At 71.4% G+C, this 20,117-nt stretch carries 19 protein-coding genes; 9 read left to right on the plus strand and 10 right to left on the minus strand.

Going from position 1 to position 20,117, the window contains the following annotated elements:
* Positions 1-23 precede the first annotated feature (23 nt).
* Both argG and FBY22_RS12760 read left to right on the plus strand, forming a co-directional pair.
* Complete coding sequence (argG, locus tag FBY22_RS12755) at positions 24-1,478, plus strand: argininosuccinate synthase (protein WP_142145146.1); 1,455 nt, start codon at positions 24-26, stop codon at positions 1,476-1,478.
* Positions 1,479-1,695: 217 nt separating this feature from the next.
* The gene (locus tag FBY22_RS12760) at positions 1,696-2,796 is read left to right on the plus strand and encodes an NAD(P)/FAD-dependent oxidoreductase (RefSeq protein WP_142145148.1); all 1,101 of its coding nucleotides are present in this window, start codon (positions 1,696-1,698) and stop codon (positions 2,794-2,796) included.
* A 16-nt stretch (positions 2,797-2,812) separates the two neighbouring features.
* On the opposite strand, the gene FBY22_RS12765 is transcribed toward FBY22_RS12760, so the two are convergent.
* On the minus strand, positions 2,813-4,186 hold the full coding sequence (locus FBY22_RS12765) for a Tat pathway signal sequence domain protein (RefSeq protein WP_142145150.1): 1,374 nt from the start codon (positions 4,184-4,186) through the stop codon (positions 2,813-2,815).
* A gap of 183 nt (positions 4,187-4,369) precedes the next feature.
* Between FBY22_RS12765 and FBY22_RS12770 the strand changes: the two genes are divergently transcribed.
* Together FBY22_RS12770 and FBY22_RS12775 are read left to right on the plus strand one after the other, a co-directional pair.
* Positions 4,370-4,975 carry a PadR family transcriptional regulator gene (locus tag FBY22_RS12770; protein ID WP_142145152.1) on the plus strand — a complete coding sequence of 202 codons (606 nt, stop codon included), beginning with the start codon at positions 4,370-4,372 and terminating at the stop codon, positions 4,973-4,975.
* A 158-nt stretch (positions 4,976-5,133) separates the two neighbouring features.
* A complete protein-coding gene (locus FBY22_RS12775) occupies positions 5,134-5,835 on the plus strand; it encodes an SDR family oxidoreductase (protein WP_142145154.1) in 702 nt (233 codons plus the stop codon).
* A gap of 4 nt (positions 5,836-5,839) precedes the next feature.
* Here the strand turns inward: FBY22_RS12775 and FBY22_RS12780 are convergent, their stop codons facing one another.
* The gene (locus FBY22_RS12780) at positions 5,840-6,247 is read right to left on the minus strand and encodes an ATP-binding protein (RefSeq protein ID WP_142145156.1); all 408 of its coding nucleotides are present in this window, start codon (positions 6,245-6,247) and stop codon (positions 5,840-5,842) included.
* 387 nt (positions 6,248-6,634) lie between these two features.
* Here FBY22_RS12780 and FBY22_RS12785 point away from each other — a divergent pair, with 387 nt between their 5' ends.
* Positions 6,635-7,141 (plus strand): MarR family winged helix-turn-helix transcriptional regulator, encoded by a 507-nt coding sequence (locus FBY22_RS12785; RefSeq protein WP_142145158.1) that lies wholly within the window; start codon positions 6,635-6,637, stop codon positions 7,139-7,141.
* 93 nt (positions 7,142-7,234) lie between these two features.
* On the opposite strand, the gene FBY22_RS12790 is transcribed toward FBY22_RS12785, so the two are convergent.
* Positions 7,235-7,528 (minus strand): hypothetical protein, encoded by a 294-nt coding sequence (locus FBY22_RS12790; protein ID WP_260844817.1) that lies wholly within the window; start codon positions 7,526-7,528, stop codon positions 7,235-7,237.
* Positions 7,529-7,720: 192 nt separating this feature from the next.
* On the opposite strand from FBY22_RS12790, the gene FBY22_RS12795 reads away from it, so the two are divergent.
* Complete coding sequence (locus FBY22_RS12795) at positions 7,721-8,581, plus strand: fructosamine kinase family protein (RefSeq protein WP_142145160.1); 861 nt, start codon at positions 7,721-7,723, stop codon at positions 8,579-8,581.
* Positions 8,582-8,596: 15 nt separating this feature from the next.
* On the opposite strand, the gene FBY22_RS12800 is transcribed toward FBY22_RS12795, so the two are convergent.
* On the minus strand, positions 8,597-9,553 hold the full coding sequence (locus FBY22_RS12800) for a LysR family transcriptional regulator (RefSeq protein WP_142145162.1): 957 nt from the start codon (positions 9,551-9,553) through the stop codon (positions 8,597-8,599).
* Positions 9,554-9,674: 121 nt separating this feature from the next.
* Between FBY22_RS12800 and FBY22_RS12805 the strand changes: the two genes are divergently transcribed.
* Positions 9,675-10,370 carry a type 1 glutamine amidotransferase domain-containing protein gene (locus FBY22_RS12805; protein WP_142145164.1) on the plus strand — a complete coding sequence of 232 codons (696 nt, stop codon included), beginning with the start codon at positions 9,675-9,677 and terminating at the stop codon, positions 10,368-10,370.
* A gap of 115 nt (positions 10,371-10,485) precedes the next feature.
* Complete coding sequence (locus tag FBY22_RS12810; RefSeq protein WP_142145166.1) at positions 10,486-10,959, plus strand: carboxymuconolactone decarboxylase family protein; 474 nt, start codon at positions 10,486-10,488, stop codon at positions 10,957-10,959.
* 74 nt (positions 10,960-11,033) lie between these two features.
* Here the strand turns inward: FBY22_RS12810 and FBY22_RS12815 are convergent, their stop codons facing one another.
* The 5 genes from FBY22_RS12815 to FBY22_RS12835 all read right to left on the minus strand — a co-directional run bounded on the left by FBY22_RS12815 (position 11,034) and on the right by FBY22_RS12835 (position 17,880).
* Positions 11,034-12,779 (minus strand): RICIN domain-containing protein, encoded by a 1,746-nt coding sequence (locus FBY22_RS12815; RefSeq protein ID WP_142145168.1) that lies wholly within the window; start codon positions 12,777-12,779, stop codon positions 11,034-11,036.
* A 107-nt stretch (positions 12,780-12,886) separates the two neighbouring features.
* Entirely contained in the window at positions 12,887-13,648 is a 762-nt protein-coding gene (locus FBY22_RS12820) for a carbohydrate ABC transporter permease (protein WP_384811192.1), read from the minus strand.
* Positions 13,649-13,704: 56 nt separating this feature from the next.
* Entirely contained in the window at positions 13,705-14,676 is a 972-nt protein-coding gene (locus tag FBY22_RS12825; RefSeq protein ID WP_142145172.1) for a carbohydrate ABC transporter permease, read from the minus strand.
* A 7-nt stretch (positions 14,677-14,683) separates the two neighbouring features.
* On the minus strand, positions 14,684-15,907 hold the full coding sequence (locus FBY22_RS12830; RefSeq protein WP_142145174.1) for an extracellular solute-binding protein: 1,224 nt from the start codon (positions 15,905-15,907) through the stop codon (positions 14,684-14,686).
* A gap of 53 nt (positions 15,908-15,960) precedes the next feature.
* A complete protein-coding gene (locus tag FBY22_RS12835) occupies positions 15,961-17,880 on the minus strand; it encodes a glycoside hydrolase family 127 protein (protein ID WP_142145176.1) in 1,920 nt (639 codons plus the stop codon).
* 220 nt (positions 17,881-18,100) lie between these two features.
* Here FBY22_RS12835 and FBY22_RS12840 point away from each other — a divergent pair, with 220 nt between their 5' ends.
* Entirely contained in the window at positions 18,101-19,123 is a 1,023-nt protein-coding gene (locus FBY22_RS12840) for a LacI family DNA-binding transcriptional regulator (RefSeq protein WP_142145178.1), read from the plus strand.
* 48 nt (positions 19,124-19,171) lie between these two features.
* Here the strand turns inward: FBY22_RS12840 and FBY22_RS12845 are convergent, their stop codons facing one another.
* Positions 19,172-20,014 carry a helix-turn-helix transcriptional regulator gene (locus FBY22_RS12845; protein WP_142145180.1) on the minus strand — a complete coding sequence of 281 codons (843 nt, stop codon included), beginning with the start codon at positions 20,012-20,014 and terminating at the stop codon, positions 19,172-19,174.
* Between the last annotated feature and the right edge of the window lie 103 nt (positions 20,015-20,117).

Below are 20,117 nucleotides of genomic sequence, written 5' to 3' on the forward strand. Positions count from 1 at the left end.
GCGCCATCATGCATACTCTTCCTATGTCCAAGGTCCTCACCTCCCTGCCCGCCGGCGAGCGCGTCGGTATCGCCTTCTCCGGCGGCCTCGACACCTCCGTCGCGGTCGCCTGGATGCGCGACAAGGGCGCCGTCCCGTGCACCTACACCGCCGACATCGGCCAGTACGACGAGCCCGACATCGCCTCGGTGCCCGGTCGCGCGAAGAACTACGGTGCCGAGATCGCGCGCCTGGTCGACTGCCGTGCCGCGCTGGTCGAGGAGGGCCTGGCCGCACTCACCTGCGGCGCGTTCCACATCCGCTCCGGCGGACGCGCCTATTTCAACACCACCCCGCTCGGCCGTGCCGTCACCGGCACGCTCCTGGTGCGGGCGATGCTCGAGGACGACGTCCAGATCTGGGGCGACGGCTCGACCTTCAAGGGCAACGACATCGAGCGGTTCTACCGCTACGGCCTGCTCGCCAACCCCAATCTGCGGATCTACAAGCCGTGGCTCGACGCGGACTTCGTGACCGAGCTCGGCGGCCGCAAGGAGATGTCCGAGTGGCTGGTCGCGCACCAGCTCCCCTACCGCGACAGCACGGAGAAGGCGTACTCCACCGACGCCAACATCTGGGGCGCCACCCACGAGGCCAAGACCCTGGAGCACCTGGACACCGGCATCGAGACCGTGGAGCCCATCATGGGCGTCCGGTTCTGGGACCCCACCGTCGAGATCGCACCAGAGGACGTGACGATCGGCTTCGACCAGGGGCGCCCGGTTACGGTCAACGGCAAGGAGTTCGCCTCCGCCGTCGACCTGGTGATGGAGGCCAACGCCATCGGCGGCCGGCACGGACTGGGCATGTCCGACCAGATCGAGAACCGCATCATCGAGGCCAAGAGCCGCGGCATCTACGAGGCCCCCGGCATGGCCCTGCTGCACGCGGCCTACGAGCGCCTGGTCAACGCCATCCACAACGAGGACACCCTCGCCCAGTACCACAACGAGGGCCGCCGCCTCGGCCGGCTGATGTACGAGGGCCGCTGGCTGGACCCGCAGGCGCTGATGATCCGCGAGTCGCTGCAGCGCTGGGTCGGCTCGGCGATCACCGGCGAGGTCACCCTGCGGCTGCGGCGCGGCGAGGACTACTCGATCCTCGACACCACGGGCCCGGCGTTCAGCTACCACCCCGACAAGCTGTCGATGGAGCGCACCGAGGACTCCGCGTTCGGCCCGGTCGACCGCATCGGCCAGCTGACCATGCGCAACCTCGACATCGCCGACTCCCGCGCCAAGCTGGAGCAGTACGTCGGTCTCGGTCTGATCGGCACCGGCAGCCCCACCATCGGCGCCTCCCAGGCCGCCGCGACCGGGCTCATCGGCACCATGCCGGAGCTGCCCGAGGGCGGCGCCGAGGCCATCGCCTCCCGGGGTGAGGTCTCCGCGGACGAGGCGCTGCTGGACCGCGCCGCCATGGAGTCCGGCACGGACTGACGCAGAGCGCGCAGGAGGGCCGGTCCGCGCCGCAGGGCGCCGGGCCGGCCCTCCGCCGTAGGGGGCGCGAACGCCCCGCCACGCTTCACACAATGCGCACACGCCTCCATGGAAGCTTTAGAGTTCAAGCGCTACGCTCGTCGCCAGTCCGAGTGGCCGAGGAAGCCCCACGCGTCCGGCTGCTCGCTTCCCCACGAGCAGGCACAGGAGAGTCGTTGTGCACGACAGCGACATAGTGGTGATCGGCGGCGGCTACGCGGGCGTCCGCGTGGCCAGACGACTGGACGCGACCGCGCGGGTCACGCTGGTGGACCGCAAGGACGTCTTCTTCCACCGCATCGCCTCGCTGCGGGCCGGTGTCCGCCCCGAGTGGTCGGTGACCCCCTTCATCCCCTACGACCGGCTGCTGGCCAACGGCCGGGTGGTGGTGGGCAAGGCCCTGCGGATCGACACCGCCGAGCGTCAGGTCGTACTGGCGACGGGGGAGCGGCTGCCGTACGACGTGGTCGTGATCGCCACCGGCGCCGACTACCCCGAACCGGCCCGCTTCACCGGAACCACCACGGAGGAGACCCTCAAGACGTTCGCGGGGCACCAGCAGAAGATCGCCGGCGCCGAACACGTCCTGGTCGTCGGCGGCGGCCCCTCCGGGGTCGAACTCAGTGCCGAGATACGCCTGGCCCGGCCGGACGTCCGGATCACCCTCGCCCACTCGGGCACCGAGCTCCTGCACAACACCGGCGTCGAGCGCGCCGGACGCCGGGCGCGGGCCTGGCTGGAGGCCCACGACGTGGAGGTACGGCTCGACTCCTTCATGTCGCCCGGCAACGACTTCGGCACCTACCGCGACGCACGCGGCAACATCATCGCCGCCGACCTGTCCTTCTGGGCCACCGGCACCACGCCCAACACCCTCTGGCTGCGGCTCGGCGGCCACGGCGACTGGCTCAACGCGGCCGGGCACGTCAAGGTCGACCGCACCCTGCGGGTCGACGGGCGGCGGGACGTGTTTGCGGTCGGTGATGTCAACGACGCCACCGAACTCAAGATCACCCCGGCCGCGCTCGCCCAGGCCGACCTCGCCGCCTGGAACATCCGCACCTACCTCAACAGCGCGGGCAGACACCGCAGGGAACCCCGCCTCTACCGGCCCGTCCACCGCATCCCGGTCATCGTGCCCTTCGGCGCGGGCGACGGGCTGACCATCCTGCCGGTGCCGGGCGCGAGCGCGGTCCTCGGCGCCCGGACCTCCGTACTGGCCAAGGCGAAGACCCTCATGACGCCGTACATGAGGCGCCAGCTCGGCTACACCGCCTGACGCCCGACACCGTCGCTCAGGCCGCCAGCGGGTTCGCGCGGGCCGCCGCCAGCAGGTACCAGGCGGTGGCGCCCGTGTGCCGGTAGGGGTAGTAGCCGAACCCGAAACCGGTGTCGAGCGGGCTGCTCGCCGAGACGACGCCCGAGCCCTGGGCCACCGCCGTACCCCCGTGGGTCTGGCCGCCGCCGAGCAGATCCTGCGCGCGCTCGATCGAGGCGAGCAGCCGGCGGGCCCGCGCCCCGTCACCGGGGGCCCGGCGGCAGCGCAGGGCCAGCGCCAGGTGGGCGGTCCCCTCGAACCAGACGCCGTTGCGGTCGGGCTTGGGCTGCCCCGACGCGATCGGGGCGTCCTCGTTCGCCGCCGGACTGGCCGAGCTGAACGTGACGCCCTCGTACGACTGCCCCTGCGGCACCGTGCTGTTGGGGCGGTCGGCGCTGTCCCGGACGGCGAGTTCGGCCGCGGCCCAGTCCAGCGAAGGGGAGTGGGCGGGGGAGGAGAGGGCGAGGTGGGTCCAGGTCTGGGTGTCCTCCGGGATCGGCGACCGGTTGATCGTCACACCGTCGTTCGTGCCGGTGTAGAAGAACCCGCCGGACGGCTCCCACATCCGGCGCACGAAGGCCGCGGCCCGCGAGCGCCGTTCGAGCCACACCCTGTCCCCGGTCAGCCGGGCGAGCCGGCCGAACAGGCCGACCAGGTCGGTGTTGTGCTCGGTGGAGGTGAAGGGCAGCTTCTCGTCGGCGCCGTTCACGCCGAACTTGTAGCCGCCGAGCGGCTCGTCGGTGCGGCCGACGCGCTCGATCCACTCGCCGATCCGCACGGCGCCGGTGCGGAAACGCCGCTGGCCGGTCCGTCCGGCGAGGGTGCTCAGCGCGATGCCGGCCCACGCCATGTCGCCCACGGCGGTGCCGGTGAAGCCGAACTGGGTGCCCACGTTGGCCGTTCCGTCCGCCCGCACGAAACCGTCAGGCTGCGCCGAACCGTCGTAGAAGGTGTACGGCCCGACGTTGTAGGCCTGCCGCAGCCTGCCGTCGTCGTGGGCGGGATCGTGTGCCTGGGCGTAGAGCAGCGCGTCGCCCAGCGCCACCGCCCGGGAGCGGCCGTCGGCCGTGCCGGTGGCGAGGTTCGCGAGGATCACGAGCGCGTTGTCGTAGGTGAACGCGGTGCTGAACAGGCCTGCCTGGTCGGTGTAGCTCTGGGCCAGCCGGACCGTGCCGTGCTCCGGGTAGGCGTCCATGGCGGCGGCGAGGAAGGCGGAGGCCCGGTGCGCGGCGGAGGCCGTGCGGTCCGCCGCCGTCGCCGTCCCGCCCGTGGTGAGGACCGCGGCGCCGACGCCGAGTCCGGTGCCGATGAGCGCGCGCCGGCTCAGTCCAGGGCCTTGGCTGCCGGTCATGGGTCTCCTCGGGAGTGTGGGAAGGAGCTGCTCTTGAGAGCGCTCTCAAAGATGCGCGCTCATTGTGCTGTGGGGGTGGTGTTTGGTCAACGCCTCTCACGCTGGGACGACTTGGCGGCCATGTTTCCCGACCCCGTCCATCAGTCACCGTGTTGATTAGTCAACGCGGTGTAATTTGGGTCGATGGCATTGCGCAACGCGGTGATGGCCGCACTCCTGGAGGGCGAGGCGTCCGGCTACGACCTCGCCAAGGGCTTCGAGGCCTCCGTCGCCAACTTCTGGATGGCGACACCGCAGCAGCTGTACCGGGAACTCGAGCGCATGGAGAGCGAGGGGCTCGTCTCGGCGCGGGTCGTCCACCAGGAACGCCGCCCCAACAAACGGCTGTTCTCGCTCACCGAGGCCGGCCGCGAGGTGCTGCGCGACTACGTCCTCGCCGCCCCGTCCAAGCCGCTGGCGCTCCGCGACGAGCTGATGGTCAAGGTGCAGTGCGTGGACATCGCCGACGCGGACGCCGTCGACGCCGTACGGGCCGCGGTCGCCGAGCGCGTCGAGCGGGCCAGGACCAAGCTCGGCCGGTACGAGCGGCTGCGGGAGCGGCTGCTCGACGGACGGGACGAGGACGAGTACTTCGCCGAAGTCGAACGCATCGGCCCCTACCTCACGCTCCTGGGCGGCCTGGCCCTGGAGCGCGCCAACGTGCAGTGGGGGGAGACGGCTCTGCGGCGGCTCGACGGCCGCGCGCAGACGCTCCGGCAGTCGCGGACCGGCGCCGGCGGCCGCCCGTGAGCAGGGTCTGGAGCACTCCCGCGTTCTTCCGCGGACAGCCGACGGCCGAGGTGTGACCGTCGGCTCACCCGTCTGCCTTGAGACTCGGAAACCGATCGGTTTACAGTGAGTGGAAACCGATCGGTTTACCGAGAGATCATCGAGTTGGGGAGTCAGTCATGACCGCGATCAAGGACGCTGTCGTTCTCGTCACCGGCGGCAGCCGGGGCATCGGCAAGGCGCTGGTGGAGGAGCTGTACGCGCGAGGCGCCGGCAAGGTGTACGCGACGGCCCGCGACCCGCGCACGGTGACGCACCCCGACACCGTACCCCTGGCGCTGGAGGTCACCGACCCGCAGTCCGTGGCGGCGGCCGCGGCGCAGGCCCAGGACGTCACCGTCCTGGTCAACAACGCCGGAGTCTCCGTCGGCGGCCCCTTCCTGACCACCCCGGTGGACGACGTGCGCCGCGAGTTCGAGATCAATTTCTACGGGCCCCTGCTGGTCACCCGCGCCTTCGTGCCGGTCATCGAGCGCAACGGCGGCGGGCACGTCCTCAACGTCCACTCCGTGCTGTCCTGGCTGGGCAACGCCGGTTCCTACAGCGCGTCGAAGGCCGCCCTGTGGCAGCAGACCAACTCACTGCGCCTGGAGCTGCAGCCGCGCGGCATCGCGGTGACCGGCCTGCACGTCGGATACGTGGACACCGACCTCACCGCACGCATCGACGCACCCAAGTCCGCCGCCCGCGACGTCGCGGCGCTCGCCGTCGACGGCATCGAGACCGGCGCGTACGAGGTGCTGGCCGACGACCTGTCGCGGCAGGTGAAGGCGGGCCTGTCGGGCGAACTCGCGGCGCTCTACCCCCAGTTGGCGCAGTAGCGCCTCATGGGGCGGCGTCGCCCACCAGCGCCCACACGGTCTTGCCGTGCCGCCCCCGGTGCCGTACGCCCCACGTCCGCGCCACCTGGTCGACCAGGTGCAGACCGTGGCCGCGCTCGTCGTCCGCGCCCTGCGCGGCCTGCAGGACGGGCTGCGCGGGGCTCGCGTCGGAGACGGCGATGAGGCACGAGCCGTCCGCCCGCGCCGTCACTGACAGCTCGAACTCCCGCTGCAGTATGGGGCCGTGCCGGACGACGTTGGCGGCCAGCTCGGAGGCGAGCAGCACGACGTCCTCCGTGAGCGCGTCGTCCTCGGCGTACCCCCAGGTGGCCAGATGCTGCCGGACTTGATGCCGGGCGAAGCCGACCGAAGCCGGATGCCTGGGCAGCCGCAAGGCCTCACGTCTCAGCACGAGCGTCCCCTCCTCGATCGACGCCGAAAAGCCCCCCACTGGAAGAGCGCACAGTGGCAGATCAACGTCACCGCGCCCACGACGCGCAAAGCAATCCGGCCAGTGCCGGACCTTCGGTGAAATGCCGGAACGCCTGAGCGCACCTCCCTGCGGTCGGTGAGCGGAAGATCGTCGCGGTTATCGAGAGCTGCAGGTCATAGGGTATTTGGCACGATAGGGAGCCGGACCGTGGGGGTGCGGGTACCGGTGGGCGGGGTGACAGGGCGACAGTCGTCGGCGCGTGGTCAGAATGGCCGACTCGCGCGGGTTCAAAGGTGTGCGTCGTCGGGGTCACCGGCCACGGAGCTGTGAGTGAACCTTCAAACGGGAGCTGGCTAGAGTGAGCGCATGTCCGTGACGCCGCGCTGGCTCGACGCCGAGGAGCGACGGGCCTGGCTGGCCTACGTCGACTTCTCCACCCTGCTCGCCGACCATCTCAACCGGCAGTTGCGGAGGGACGCCGGTGTGACGCACGCCGACTACAGCCTGCTGGTCCATCTCTCCGCGGCGCCCGACGGCACCCTCGGCATGTCCGACCTGGCCCAACGGCTGAAGATCACCCGCAGTCGGCTCACCCACGCCGTGAACCGGCTTCGGGAGGCCGGATTGGTGGACCGGCGCGAGGACCCCGCCGACGGCCGCGGCCAGCTCGCCGTCCTCACGGGCGAGGGACGGGCCCTGCTCGAGCGGGCCGCGCCCGGCCATGTGGAGGCCGTCCGGCAGGCGGTGTTCGACGCCCTGACACCGGAGCAAGTCCGGCAGTTCGCGCAGATCGGCGAGGCCATCAGCGACGCCCTGCACCGGGCCGAGAACGGCGGGACGGACCCGGCGACGCTGCCGTGGCGGCGCCGCTGAGCGCCCCGGACACCCTCAGTCGCCGACCGGCCCCGGGCCCGCGCGGGCCGGCTCCGGACGGTGTCCCGTACGCCACGCACCGGACGGGGCTGCTCAGGCGCGCGCGTCCCCTCCCATCATCTCGTCGAGGTGGGTGGTCTCCTCCTGCCGGTACGTCCGCGGCCTGCGGCGTCGGCGGTGGAGCGACCCGCTCAGCATGGCCAGGGCCAAGCAGAAGAGGAGCGCCAGGGCCAGGCCGGAGCAGAAGACGGCGAGCGTGTTCATCGTGGCGATGTGGTGACCCAGCACCGACACGGTGTACTCGGGCCCCCCGGACAGGTTGCCGGCGATCACCAGAGCGGTGAAGGCACCGGTGGCTCCGAGGAGGAGCAGTCCGATGAACAGCATCCGAGTCACCTCCTCACAATGAGGTCTTTCACTGCCACGGGTACCCCTGACCGGGCGGTCCATGAGCGCGGGCACGGCCGACCGTCCCGGGCGGGGACCCGTCCGTACGCTGGAGCCCGTGCGCCTCTTCCCCTCCCGCGTGACACACCTCGTCCGGACGCCTTCCGTCACGACGATGAGCGGAGCCGTCACGTGAGCGCGCGAACGCCGGGCGCGGTCGCGGCACGGTTCACCGGGTGCGGCGTGCTGGGCGAGCGGCGGCTGTCGGGGGCGCTCACCGAGGTCGGCCTCGACGGCGGACGGACGGTCGTCGTCAAGCGCGGCGACGCTCCGGGCGCGGTGCGTGCCGAGGCGGCCGGGCTGCGCTGGCTGGCCGCGGCCGACGCGGTCCGGGTGCCCGAGGTACGGGGACACGACGAGAACTGGCTGGTCACCGACCTGGTCCCGCGCGGTCGGCCGACGGCCGCGGCGGCACGGGCGCTGGGGCGTGGGCTGGCCGCTCTGCACGCCGCCGGCGCCCCCGCGTTCGGCGCGCCGCCGCCGGACGGCCCCGTGGACGCGTACATCGGCCTCGCCCCCATGCGCAACACCACCGGCACCGACTGGCCCCACTGGTACGCCGAGCACCGTGTACTGCCGTACCTTCGCTCAGCCGTCGACGACGGCACGATCCGCCCCGCCGAGGCGGCCGTGGTGGAACGCGTCTGCGAACGGCTGCCCGAACTCGCCGGCCCCGCCGAGCCGCCCGCCCGTCTGCACGGCGACCTGTGGAACGGCAACGTGCTGTGGGGCGCCGACGGACACGCCTGGCTGATCGACCCGGCTGCGCACGGCGGTCACCGGGAGACCGACCTGGCGATGCTCCACCTCTTCGGCTGCCCGCACCTGGAGGACGTCCTCGACGGCTACCGACGGGCGGCGCCGCTCGCCGACGGCTGGCGGGAGCGCGTCGCACTGCACCAGCTGTTCCCGCTGCTGGTGCACGCGGTGCTGTTCGGGCGCGGCTACGCCGAGCAGGCGCTGGCGACGGCACGGGCCGCCTTGACACGATGACCGCGAACGCGGGCTTCACCAGTCCCGTGCCGCCCGCAGCAGATGGTCGCGTACGAGGTCCACGTGCGGGTTGGCCGAGGCGCCGGGGCGCTGCACCAGGAAACCGGTGTTGATCGGCGGGTCGTCCGGGTCGTGCAGCAGGACCAGCGCGCCGGAGGCGAGATCGGCGGCGCAGAGGTAGCGGGGGAGGACCGTGAAGCCCGTACCGCCGAGGACCGCCGCCCGGACCGCGTGCAGGTCGGGCACCGTGACCGCGGCCTGATGCACCAGCCGCCGGCCGAAGACATGGCGCCAGTAGCGGCGGACGATCGGCAGGTCCTCGGCGTACGCGATCAGCGGGACGCCGTGCAGGGCGGCGGGGCCGTCGGCGGCGACGCGGGCCGGGCCGCCGACGCGCTCCGCCCACGCGGGGGAGGCGACCAGGATGAACTCCTCGTCGGTGAGAGGGGTCGCCGCCAGGGCGCGGCCGCGCGGCCGGAAGGTCGCGATCAGCAAGTCGTAGCGGCCCGCGCGCAGCTCGTCGAGGAGGGGCTCGGTCAGGCCGGGCGTGACCCGCAGGCGTACCCCCCGGGCGACCAGGGGCGCGAGCCCCGGCAGGACGCAACGGGTGAGCAGTTCGTTCGGCCCGGCCAGGTGCACCGGCTCCGGCGGCCGGCCCTCGCCCGCGAGCCCGGGGCCGGTGACCGCGGCGAGGGAGTCCAGCGGCTCCACCACGCGGGAGGCGAGCTCGTCGGCGTAGGGGACGGGGGAGGCCCCGCGGGCCTGCCGCTCGAACAGCTCCCGGCCCAACTGCCTTTCCAGCGTGCGTACCTGTGTGGTGACGGTCGGCTGCGACAGGCCGAGCAGGCGGGCCGCGGCCGTGAAGGAACCGGTGCGGTAGACGGCCAGGAACGTGCGCAGCAGGTTCAGGTCCAGCGCCGCCGCGCCCACCTGCTCCGATCCCTGCCGACCATTGGTCTCCCTATGCCTCATATGTATGAGCCTATTGGAATCCAATGGGTGGGTGAGGTTACGGTCGGTGCATCGCCGTGCCGGCGATCCGCTCGCGCGAGGTCGGCACGGCCCCCCACCGGCGACCACCGAGAGAGACACCATGTCGAAGATCCTGTTCGTGATGACCGGCGCCGACCACTGGACGCTGGCCGACGGCACCCTGCACCCCACCGGCTTCTGGGCCGAGGAGGCCGTCGCCCCCTACGAGGCGTTCAAGGCCGCCGGCCACGAGATCGTCGTGGCCACCCCGGGCGGCGTGGTGCCGACCGTGGACAAGGGCAGCCTCGCGGCCGAGGTGAACGGCGGCCAGGAGAACGCCGACCGGATCGCCGGTGCGCTCGACGCAGCGGACGAGCTGCGGAACCCGATCCGGCTGGAGGACGTCGACCTCGACGACTACGCCGCCGTCTTCTACCCCGGCGGCCACGGCCCCATGGAGGACCTCGCCGTCAACGCCGACTCCGGCAGGCTGCTGACCTCGGCCCTGGAGTCCGGCAAGCCCCTCGGGGTCGTTTGCCACGCCCCGGCCGCCCTGCTCGCCGCCACCGGCGCGGACGGCGCCAACACCTTCGCCGGATACCGGGTGGCGGCGTTCACCAACGCAGAGGAGACCCAGGCCGGCTTCGCCGACAAGGCCAAGTGGCTGCTGCAGGACCGGCTGACCGAGGCGGGCGTGCAGGTGCAGGCGGGCGAGCCGTGGGCGCCGAACGTCGTCGTCGACCGCAACCTGGTCACCGGCCAGAACCCGGCGTCCTCCGCCCCGCTCGCCGCCGAACTGCTGAAGGCGCTCGGCTGAACCCCGGCCCCGCGGCTCCACTTGGTGAGGCGCAGGTCACATTCCGTCCTGTCACATCCCGTCGGGCTGCTCCGTCAATGAGGTGCAACCCACGACGACGACACAGGAGCGGACCATGGAAGCTCGCCTCAACCTCTTCGAGAACCCCGTTGCCGCCAAGATCTTCCGGTACGTCAACTCCGCGGGCCGGGCGCTCTCCGAGTCCACGCTGCCGGCGGCGACGCAGGAACTGGTGAAGCTCCGGGCCAGCCAGATCAACGGCTGCGGCTTCTGCACCGACATGCACACCAAGGACGCCCTGGCCGCCGGGGAGACGCAGCAGCGGCTCAACCTGGTGGCGGCCTGGCGCGAGGCCAAGGTGTTCACCGAGGCCGAGCGGGCCGCCCTGGAGCTGACGGAGCAGGGCACCCGGATCGCCGACGCGGCCGGCGGCGTCCCGGACGAGGTGTGGGCCAACGCCGCCAAGCACTATGACGAGGACCAGCTCGCGGCCCTGGTGGCCGCCATCGCCCTGATCAACATGTACAACCGGTTCAACGTCCTCGTGCAGCAGCCGGCCGGCGACTACCAGCCCGGCCAGTTCGGCTGACGACGGACCCCGACACCGGGCGTGCGAAGCGCACGCCCGGCGTCGGGTCTTCGACCGGGCCACCCCGGCCCGGCTCAGCGGGAGGTGAGCCTCCACAGGTGGTCGGCCGTGCCGTTGTCGGTCCACTGCAGGACCTGGGCGCCGGAGGCGGTGCTCATGTTGTTCACGCCGAGCAGCAGACCGCTGTTGTAGTTGGCGATCTTGTAGTAGCCGCTGCCGTCCGGGACCAGCTGCCACAGGTGGTCGGCCGTGCCGTTGTCACCCCAAATCACCGCGGTTCCGCCGTCACTGGTACTCATGTTGGTGATGCCCAGGAGCAGACCGCTCGCCTGCTGCTGGATCTTGTACAACCCGTTTCCGGCGGCCACCAGGGTCCAGTGCTGGTCGGTACCGGTGCCGGCGGTGGCCTGGACGACGGCGGTGCCCTGCGCGGTGCCCGCGCCGCTGGTGTCCAGTGCCAGCCCGCTGTTCTTGTTGGTGATCTGGTAGCGCCCGGCAAGCGAGGTCGCGGTACCGCTGGGGGTGATCACCAGGTGGTAGCCGTCGGAGGCGTTCATGGTGACGGGCACGGTGATGGACCCGCCGGTCACCGTGTAGTCGGCGTCCGAGACGGTGATCGGGCCGGAGACCGCCGTCGTACGGCCCTTGGACGGGGTGTACTCCAGCTTGACGTGCACGGTGGAGCCGAAGGCCGACAGCGAGGACAGGCCGTTGACGGTGACCGCGCACGAACCGGTGCAGCCGCCGGTGACGACGCTGATCTGGTTGCCCGAGCCGTTCAGGGAGGCGAAGCCGTCGATGCCCGTCTGCGCCGGAGGCGTGGTGACCAGCATGTTCCCCGACATGTCGCCGTACCACTTGTAGAGCCAGTACGAGCCGTTCGGGGAGGCGCCGGTGTCGGTCAGGGTGTCGCCGAGGGTGCCGTAGTGGTTCCAGAAGGCCAGCTCGGCGTCGTGAACGCCGGTCCGCTCGAACTTGGCGACATAGCCGACCAGCGGTCCGGGCACGCCGACCTCGCTCGGGGTGCCGTACTCCTCGATCGCGATCGGCCGCGGGCTGATGCCGAGACTCGACTCCAGCGCGCGGTAGGCGGAGACGTGTGCGGCGATGTTCTGCGAACCCTGCAACTCGTGCCAGGCGATGATGTCCGGCACCGTGCCGCTCGCCTTGGCGTCGGTGAGGAAGGTGCTCATCCAGGACTGGTTCCAGGCGGAGTAACTGGGGCCTTGGATGGGCGTCTTGGTGTCCTTGGCGCGGACCTCCTTGTACGTCCGTGCCCAGCCGGCGTCGAACGCGCCCGCGTTGGTGGTGTCCCAGGTCCAGTCGGGCTCGTTCCACAGCTCGTACGCGGCGATGTTCGTGGCGCCGGAGGACTGCACGGAGGCGATCTGCTTGTCCACCGCGGACAGCCAGTCGCTCCAGCTCACCCATTTGTAGGGGAAGTTCGGATACCAGTCCGGCATCCGCACGACCACCTTGGCGCCCGCCTTCGCCGCCTTTGCGGCCACCACCAGGGCGTCGCCCGCCGGTTTCGGTTCGCCGTTGGGCAGCTGGGAGCCGCCCGGGGCCATCTGGACGAAGGTGTTGGGCTTGAGCGGGGTGACCAGGCTGTCGGCCGGGGTGCTCGCGTCGGCGAGACCGTAGAGGCTGCCGGTGGCCACGTGGGTGACCGGGCGCAGGGTCTGGGCGGCGTTGACGACCAGGTTGGTGGAGGCGGTGGGGGCCGCCTGGGCGGGGAAGGCGGTGGCGAGCGCGGCCGCGGTGAGGGCGGCGGCGCCCAGTGCCGCGGTCAGGCGTACGGGGGGTCTTGTGCGGCTCATGGCAGGGGTTCTCCTCACGGAGTCGGTTGGGGGGGGCGCCCCTTCAGGGGTGCGGGGAACTGCGCGAGCAACCACGGCGAGGCCGCGGACGACCGGCGACGAACGGCCTAGTCCTTGACGGCGCCTGCCGTCACACCCGCGGCGACGTATCGCTGCGCGAGCACCAGCAGGACGGCCGCGGGCACGGACGCGACCACCGCGGTGGCCATGATCGCGTTCCACTCCTGGTTGTTGTTGCCGATGTACTTGTAGATGCCGAGGGTGATCGGCCGTAGATCGCCGCCGCCGTCGAGGGTGTTGGCGAAGACGAAGTCGGACCAGGCCCACAGGAAGCTGAACAGGGACACGGTGACCAGGGCGTTGCGGCTGACCGGCAGCACGACCGACCAGAAGGTGCGGAAGGTGCCGGCGCCGTCGATCCGGGAGGCGGCGATCAGCTCGCCGGGGATGCCCGACATGAACGCCGTGAAGATCATGACGCCGAACGGCACGGCGATGGTGGAGTCCGCGATGATCAGCCCCCACCAGGAGTTGAGCAGACCGAGGTCCAGGAAGATGCCGTAGAAGCCCATCGCCATGACGATCCCGGGGACCATCTGCGCGATCAGCAAAGCCAGTCCCAGGCCGCCGCCCCCGCGCGGGCGGAGTTTCGCCAGCGAGTAGCCGGCCGGGGCCGCGAGGACGAGGGTCAGGGCGACGGTGCCCAGGCCGATCAGCAGGCTGGTGCCGAGGTACGGCAACTGGTCGTCCAGGACGGCCCGGTAGCCCTCGAAGGTGGGGTGCAGCGGCAACAGGTCGGGCGGGTCCTTGCGCATGTCCTGCTGCGGGGTGAGCGAGACGTTCACCATCCAGTACACCGGGAACAGCATGAGCGCGGTGAGGACGACCCCGATGACGGTGTGACGGCGGCCGGTGGAGGGGGACTTCACGCTTCCTGCCTCCTCTGGACGCGGATGTACAGCAGCCCGAAGACGAGTGCGATGAGGATGAGGATGTTGCCGACCGCGGCCCCTGGGCCGAACTTGGGCAGCAGGGTGCCGAATCCGAGCTGGTACGACCACGTCGCCAGGGTCGAGGAGGCGTCGCCCGGACCGCCCTTGGTCATGATCCAGATCAGGTCGAACACCTTCAGCGTGTAGACCAGCCCGAGCAGCAGGGTGATCGCCGACACCGGGCGCAGCAGGGGGAAGGTGATCCGGCGGAACTGCTGCCAGGCGCTCGCCCCGTCCAGGGACGCCGCCTCGTACAGCTCGGCCGGGATGTTCTGCAGTCCGCTGTAGAGGATCACCAGGTTGAACGGGATGCCGATCCAGATGTTGGCGACGATCACCGACGTCAGCGCCCAGTCCGGCGAGGTCAGCCAGCCGACCGGCGCCACACCGAAGAAGTGCAGGAGGTAGTTCACCACACCCGACTCGCTGTTGAACATCCACGACCACGTCGACGCCGACACGATCAGCGGCAGCAGCCACGGGATCAGGAACAGCGCGCGCAGGGTGGGCGCGAGCCGGAAGTGGCGGTTGAAGAAGACCGCGAGGGCGAGCCCGATGGCGTACTGGAAGGCGATCGACACGAAGGTGAAGACCATCGTGTGCCGCATCGCCGGACCGAACGTCGGATCGTCCAGCACCGTGCGGAAGTTGTGCCAGCCGGAGAACGGCGCGTCGCCCGCCACGAACGACCGCACGGTGTAGTCGCGCAGGCTCAGGTCGAGGTTGCGGTAGAGCGGGTAGAGGTAGAAGGCGGCGAGGTAGGCGAGCAGGGGGGTGACGAAGGCGAGCGCGGTCAGGCGGCTCCTGCGCCGCTGACGGCGGCGCAGGGACGGTGCGTCGGCGCCGCTCGCCCCCGCCGCGGCGGCCGGTGCCCGCCGCGGACGGTCGACCCGGGCGATGGTCATGCCGGTCCTAGCCCTTCTGCGCGCTCTGCTGGGCGGTGGCCAGGGCGTCCTGCGGGCTCTTGCTGCCCGACAGCGCCGCCTGGACGGCGGTCCACATCGGCTGGGAGATCGTCGGGTACTTGGTGCCGAGGCCGCCACTGGTCCGGCCTCGGGCCGCGGCCACCGCGTCCACCCACGGCTTGAGCTTCGGGTTCTGCTTGACCTGCTGGGCCTGGACGGCGGCCGTGGGCGCGACGTACTGCAGTGTCGTGTCGGTCGGCAGCAGGTTGGCGTCGCTGGTCAGACACGCGACGATCTTCTTGCTGACGTCATAGCGCCCGGTGTCCTTCTGCACGGGCACGGTCACGAACTCCCCGCCGGTCGGCACCGGTGCCGAACCGCCGTTCTGCGCGGGGATGTTGATGATGCCGTAGTCGAAACCGGCCTTCTCCGCGTTGCCCAGCTGCCAGGTGCCGTTCTCGCCGAACGCGTAGTCGCCGGTGGCGAACTCCTGCCAGCTGGTGGTCTGCGTGTTCTGCAGGACGTCCTTGGGCGCGTACCCCGAGTCGACCCACTGCTTCCACAAGGACAGCGCGGCGACGCCCCTGGCGGAGTCGAGCTTCGTCAGATCGCCGCCCGCGCCCCAGAACCAGGGCAGGAACTGGAAGCTGCCCTCCTCGGTGTTGATCGCCGAGAACGTGATGCCCTTCTTGCCGGCCCCGTTGACCTTCTTCAGCGCGGCCGTGAGGGAGTTCCAGTCCTTGACGGACGCGGGGTCGACGCCGGCGGCGGAGAGGACCTTCTTGTTGTAGTAGAGGGCCAGGGTGTTCGCGCCGATCGGCACACCGTACGAGGCGCCGTCCAGGGTGCCCGCGCCGATGATGTTCTTCTGGATCGACGCCGTGTCGAGCCCCAGGTCGCTCGTCTTGTTGAGGATCCCCGCCTCCACCAGCGTGGAGACGACCGGGTTGTCGACGAGCATCACATCCGGCGCGTTGCCCTGCTGGGCCGCCAGCAGGGCCTTGTTGCCCAGGTCGGTGGTGTCGTAGGAGGTCCGCTTGAGCTTCACCCCGGCCTTGGTCCCGCACGAGGTCACGAGCTTGCCCCAGGCCGAGGAGGCGTTGAACTGGGGGTAGGGGTCCCAGAAGGCGTACGTGCCCTTGGACCCGCCCGACGAGGAGTCCGAGGAGCTGGAACCGCCTCCGCAGGCGGTGAGGGAGGCGAGGGTGCCGACGGCGGCGAGTGCTGCCATGAGGGTACGGCGGGTGGGTATCACGGGGTGACCTCGTTGTCGTAGGGCGGGTGTCAGGAGGTGGGGAGCCAGACGCGCATGCTGCCGTCCTCGCGGTTGGCCCAGGCGTAGTAGGGGATCGCGGTCAACTCGACGGGCTCGCCGTCGGGTTCGGAGGCGGCCTCGGTGTCGGCGGAGGCGTACGGCCACCAGCCCCGGTCGGGGGTGCGGCGCCGCCGCCCGGCGGCCACCACGGTGGTGACGCCGCCGAGCAGGTCCGGCCGGTGTTTCACGGCGAGCGGGCGGGAGGTGTCCAGGACGATGTCGTCCAGCCCGCCGCCGGGATGGTCGACCTGCTCCAGGCAGTGGACGAGCGGCCCGCGTTCGATCGCCACACAGCCGCGTACGGCGTCCACCCGCGGGTCGGCCGCGGTCAGCCGGGGCTCCATCGAGAGCTCCAGCACGACCCGGTCGCCGGGCGCCCAGGTCCGCTCCAGCCGCAGCCAGCCGTCGTCCGCCGCGCGGTCGTACGTCTCCCGACCGCACCGCACCCGGACGTCGCGGCACCACTGCGGGACGCGCAGGGACAGCGTCCAGGGACGGTCGGTGGGCGTGCCCTCGACGGTGAGGGCGACCGTGCCGTCCCAGGGATAGTCGGTCTCGGCCCGCACGACGATCGGCCCGGTGGTGTAGCGGCCGGTGACGTACTGGTGGATCTGCAGGCCGTCGTCGTCGCCCGAGGCGAGATAGTGCTCCAGGCCGGCCAGCAGGCGCATCACGTTCGGCGGGCAGCAGGCGCAGCGGAACCAGCGGGTGCGGCGCGCTGACTGGTCGCCACCCGGGTCGGTGTGACCGTCGCGGACCTGGAGCGGGTTGACGTACAGCCAGCTCTCGCCGTCCAGCGAGACACCGGCCAGAAAGCCGTTGAAGAGGGTGCGTTCGACCAGGTCCGAGTAGCGGGCCTCACCGGTGAGCAGGGCCATGCGCCAGCTCCACTGGATCGAGGCGATCGCGGCGCAGGTCTCGCAGTAGGCGCGCTCGTTGGGCAGCTCGTAGGGGTCGCCGAAGTCCTCCCAGTCGTGGTGGGCGCCGAGGCCGCCGGTGACATGGGTCTTGGTGGTGGTCATGGCGTGCCACAACCGCTCGGCGGCGGACCGCAGTTCGGCCTCGCCGGTCTCCGTGGCCAGGTCCGCGACGGCGGCCAGCAGGTACAACTGCCGTACGGCATGGCCCTCGACGTTCGTCGCCTCGCGCACCGGCACCCGGTCCTGGCAGTAGGCCTCGCCGCCGAGCAGCCCGTGGCCGTGCCGGTCGACGAAGTAGCCGGCAAGGTCGAGGTAGCGGCGCTCGCCGGTCTCCCGGTACAGCTCGACCAGGGCGGTCTCCACCTCGGGGTGGCCGTCGATGCCGTCGATCTCCTTGCCGCTGCCGGGCGGCCCGAAGACCGAGTCGATGTGGTCGGCGAACTTCACGGCCACGTCGAGGAGTTCGGTGCGCCCGGTGGCCCGGTGGTGGGCGACGGCGGCCTGGACGAGATGGCCCGCGCAGTACAGTTCGTGGCCCCAGCGCAGGTCCTGGTAGCGCTCGCCGCCCTTGACCAGCTGGAACCAGGTGTTGAGGTAGCCGTCGGGCTGCTGGGCGGCCGCCACCAGGGAGACGATCCGGTCGACGTCCGCCTCCAGCTCCGGCGACCGGCCCTGGGCCAGCTGCCAGGACGCGGCCTCCAGCCACTTGTAGACGTCCGTGTCCACGAACGGGTACGCGCCCTGGAACTCGCCCTCGGACGTGCCCGCCGCGAGCCGCAGGTTGTGCAGGTTTCCGGCCGAATCCAGCAGGCCGGGGCCCTGCGGGATGGACGTGCCGGCATTGACCTCGCGACGCAACTGCCAGAAACCGTCCGCCACTTCGGCCGTGGCGGGGCGCAGCGCGGCACGGGCGTCGGGACCGAGCCGGATCGGGCCGGCGGGGTGCTGGGCCAAGGGGGTGCGGGGCATGGCTCTCCGGAGGTGGATGGCGTGGGAGCGACACTGCGACTGGACAACGATTTGAGCAACCGTTTTCCTCGTCGAAGAGTAGAGGGGAGGCAGAGGACCCCGGTCAAGCCTCCTGCGTAGGATTTCTCTTGTTTCCCAAGGACTGGCACTCGGTGCGGCCGCCTGCGACCATGGGCGGCGGTCGACCCGTCGGACACCGCCACTGAGAAAAGGATTGCCCGTGCCTGAAGCCGCTCCCCGTTCCCCTTCCGCAGGCCGGGCGAAGCTCGCCGACGTCGCCGCGCTCGCCGGTGTCAGCGTGGGCACGGCCTCCAAGGCGTTGAGCGGCAGTGGCCGGATGCGTCCGGAGACCCGGCAGCGGGTGCTGGACGCCGTGGAGCAGCTCGGCTTCCGGCCCAACCAGCACGCGCAGAGCCTGCACACCGGCCGCAGCTGGACGGTCGGGCTGATGACGACCGACGGCATCGGCCGCTTCAGTACGCCCGTCCTGCTGGGCGCGGAGGACGCGCTCGGCGCCGGGAAGATCTCCGTGCTGCTGTGCGACACCCGGGGCGACACCATCCGGGAACAGCACCACCTGCGCAACCTCATGGACCGGAGGGTCGACGGCATCATCGTCACCGGCCGCCGCACCGACGCCCGCCCGCCGCTGAACGGCGTCGACGGCATTCCGGTCGTCTACGCCCTGTCGCCCTCCACCGACCCGTCCGACACCTCGGTCGCTTCGGACGACCGGGGCGGCGCACAGCTCGCCGTCGAGCACCTGATCGCCACCGGGCGCACCCGGATCGCGCATGTCACCGGCCCCGAGCACCACGCCGCCGCCCGCGACCGCGCCCGCCATGCCGTCGACGTCCTCGACCGCTCCGACCTGCGACTCTCCGGCGGCCGCGTCCACTTCGGGGAGTGGAGCGAGGCGTGGGGGCGGCGGGCGGCGGACGCGGTGCTGCGCACGGCGCCCGACACGGACGCCTTCTTCTGCGGCAACGACCAGATAGCCCGGGGAGTCGCCGACGCGCTGCGCGAGCGCGGCCTGGAGGTCCCCGGCCGGATCGCCGTCGTCGGCTACGACAACTGGGACACCATGGCCCTGGCCTGCCGCCCGCCGCTCACCACGATCGACATGAACCTCACCGAGATCGGCCGCATCGCCGCACTGAAACTACTGGAGGCCATCGACTCCGCCCCGGCACCGGGAGTGCACACGGTGCCGTGCCGGCTGGTGGTGCGGGAGTCGACGTGAGCGGCCGGGCACGGCGGTCCCGGGGAGCGTCGGTGCGGTGGGTTCCGCCTACCCCTGGTCGATCAGGTTCTGAGTGCCGAGTACGGACAGTAGTTCCAGTTTCTGCGCGGCCTCCGTGCCAGGCTCGGCCGAGTAGACGAGGATGTGGAGGTCGTTCTCCTCGACCCGTAGCAGGTCGCAGTCGAGGGTCAGCAGGCCCACCTGCGGATGGTCGATCGTCTTGCGGGAGGCCTGGAGCCGGCCGACGACACCCGCCTCCCACAGCTCCGCGAAGCGCGGGCTGCGTGCCCTCAACTCCGCCACAAGGTGCAGGAGTTGGCGGTCGGCCGGATAGCGGGCGGCGGTCGACCGCAGCTCGGCGACCATCCCGGCCTCGAAGGAGCGCCGCTCCTCAGGAGTGTGCCGCACCCGGCTCGGCACCCCCATGAAGTTGCGCCACGCGCCGTTGCGTTCCGGGCCCCGCAGCCGGGACGGATCGCCCATCAGCGCCGCGTACATCGGATTGGCCAGCAGCAGGTTCATCGCCGCGTCGGTGACCCCGACGGGCGTGTCGACCAGCCGGTCCAGCAGCCGCTGGACGCTCGGCGTGATGTATCCGGGCACCACGTCCGGTCCCGGCGGAACCAGCTCCGCCAGCCCGAACAGATACGCCCGCTCGTCCCCCGACAGCCTCAGCGCCCGCGCCAGCGCCTCGACGACCTGCGCCGAGGGGTTGACCGCCCGGCCCTGTTCCAGGCGCGTGATGTAGTCGACCGAGATCCCGGCCAGCATCGCGAGCTCCTCGCGCCGCAGACCGGCCGCCCTGCGGTGGCCTCCCGAGGGCAGTCCGGCCGCGTCCGGGGAGACCCGGTCGCGCCAGCGCCGCAGTGCCTGTCCGAGTTCCGTGGCCATGCCGCCCAGTGAACACCGGCCACCGCGGATGTGCCTGGTACCGGCAGTCCCAGGAAGGGGAGGCGACTGGCTGCCCCCTTCGCGCCGCGGCACGGTGGACGGC

This window comes from Streptomyces sp. SLBN-31 (genome assembly GCF_006715395.1).
Classification (GTDB): domain Bacteria; phylum Actinomycetota; class Actinomycetes; order Streptomycetales; family Streptomycetaceae; genus Streptomyces.

Bases quoted from the DNA above. Each gene is read 5' to 3' on its own strand.
- argG (WP_142145146.1), top strand. From the start codon at position 24: ATGTCCAAGGTCCTCACCTCCCTGCCCGCCGGCGAGCGCGTCGGTATC.
- FBY22_RS12765 (WP_142145150.1), bottom strand. From the start codon at position 4,186: ATGACCGGCAGCCAAGGCCCTGGACTGAGCCGGCGCGCGCTCATCGGC.
- FBY22_RS12770 (WP_142145152.1), top strand. From the start codon at position 4,370: ATGGCATTGCGCAACGCGGTGATGGCCGCACTCCTGGAGGGCGAGGCG.
- FBY22_RS12775 (WP_142145154.1), top strand. From the start codon at position 5,134: ATGACCGCGATCAAGGACGCTGTCGTTCTCGTCACCGGCGGCAGCCGG.
- FBY22_RS12785 (WP_142145158.1), top strand. From the start codon at position 6,635: ATGTCCGTGACGCCGCGCTGGCTCGACGCCGAGGAGCGACGGGCCTGG.
- FBY22_RS12790 (WP_260844817.1), bottom strand. From the start codon at position 7,528: ATGCTGTTCATCGGACTGCTCCTCCTCGGAGCCACCGGTGCCTTCACC.
- FBY22_RS12800 (WP_142145162.1), bottom strand. From the start codon at position 9,553: ATGAGGCATAGGGAGACCAATGGTCGGCAGGGATCGGAGCAGGTGGGC.
- FBY22_RS12805 (WP_142145164.1), top strand. From the start codon at position 9,675: ATGTCGAAGATCCTGTTCGTGATGACCGGCGCCGACCACTGGACGCTG.
- FBY22_RS12810 (WP_142145166.1), top strand. From the start codon at position 10,486: ATGGAAGCTCGCCTCAACCTCTTCGAGAACCCCGTTGCCGCCAAGATC.
- FBY22_RS12815 (WP_142145168.1), bottom strand. From the start codon at position 12,779: ATGAGCCGCACAAGACCCCCCGTACGCCTGACCGCGGCACTGGGCGCC.
- FBY22_RS12820 (WP_384811192.1), bottom strand. From the start codon at position 13,648: ATGCTGTTCCCGGTGTACTGGATGGTGAACGTCTCGCTCACCCCGCAG.
- FBY22_RS12825 (WP_142145172.1), bottom strand. From the start codon at position 14,676: ATGACCATCGCCCGGGTCGACCGTCCGCGGCGGGCACCGGCCGCCGCG.
- FBY22_RS12830 (WP_142145174.1), bottom strand. From the start codon at position 15,907: ATGGCAGCACTCGCCGCCGTCGGCACCCTCGCCTCCCTCACCGCCTGC.
- FBY22_RS12835 (WP_142145176.1), bottom strand. From the start codon at position 17,880: ATGCCCCGCACCCCCTTGGCCCAGCACCCCGCCGGCCCGATCCGGCTC.
- FBY22_RS12845 (WP_142145180.1), bottom strand. From the start codon at position 20,014: ATGGCCACGGAACTCGGACAGGCACTGCGGCGCTGGCGCGACCGGGTC.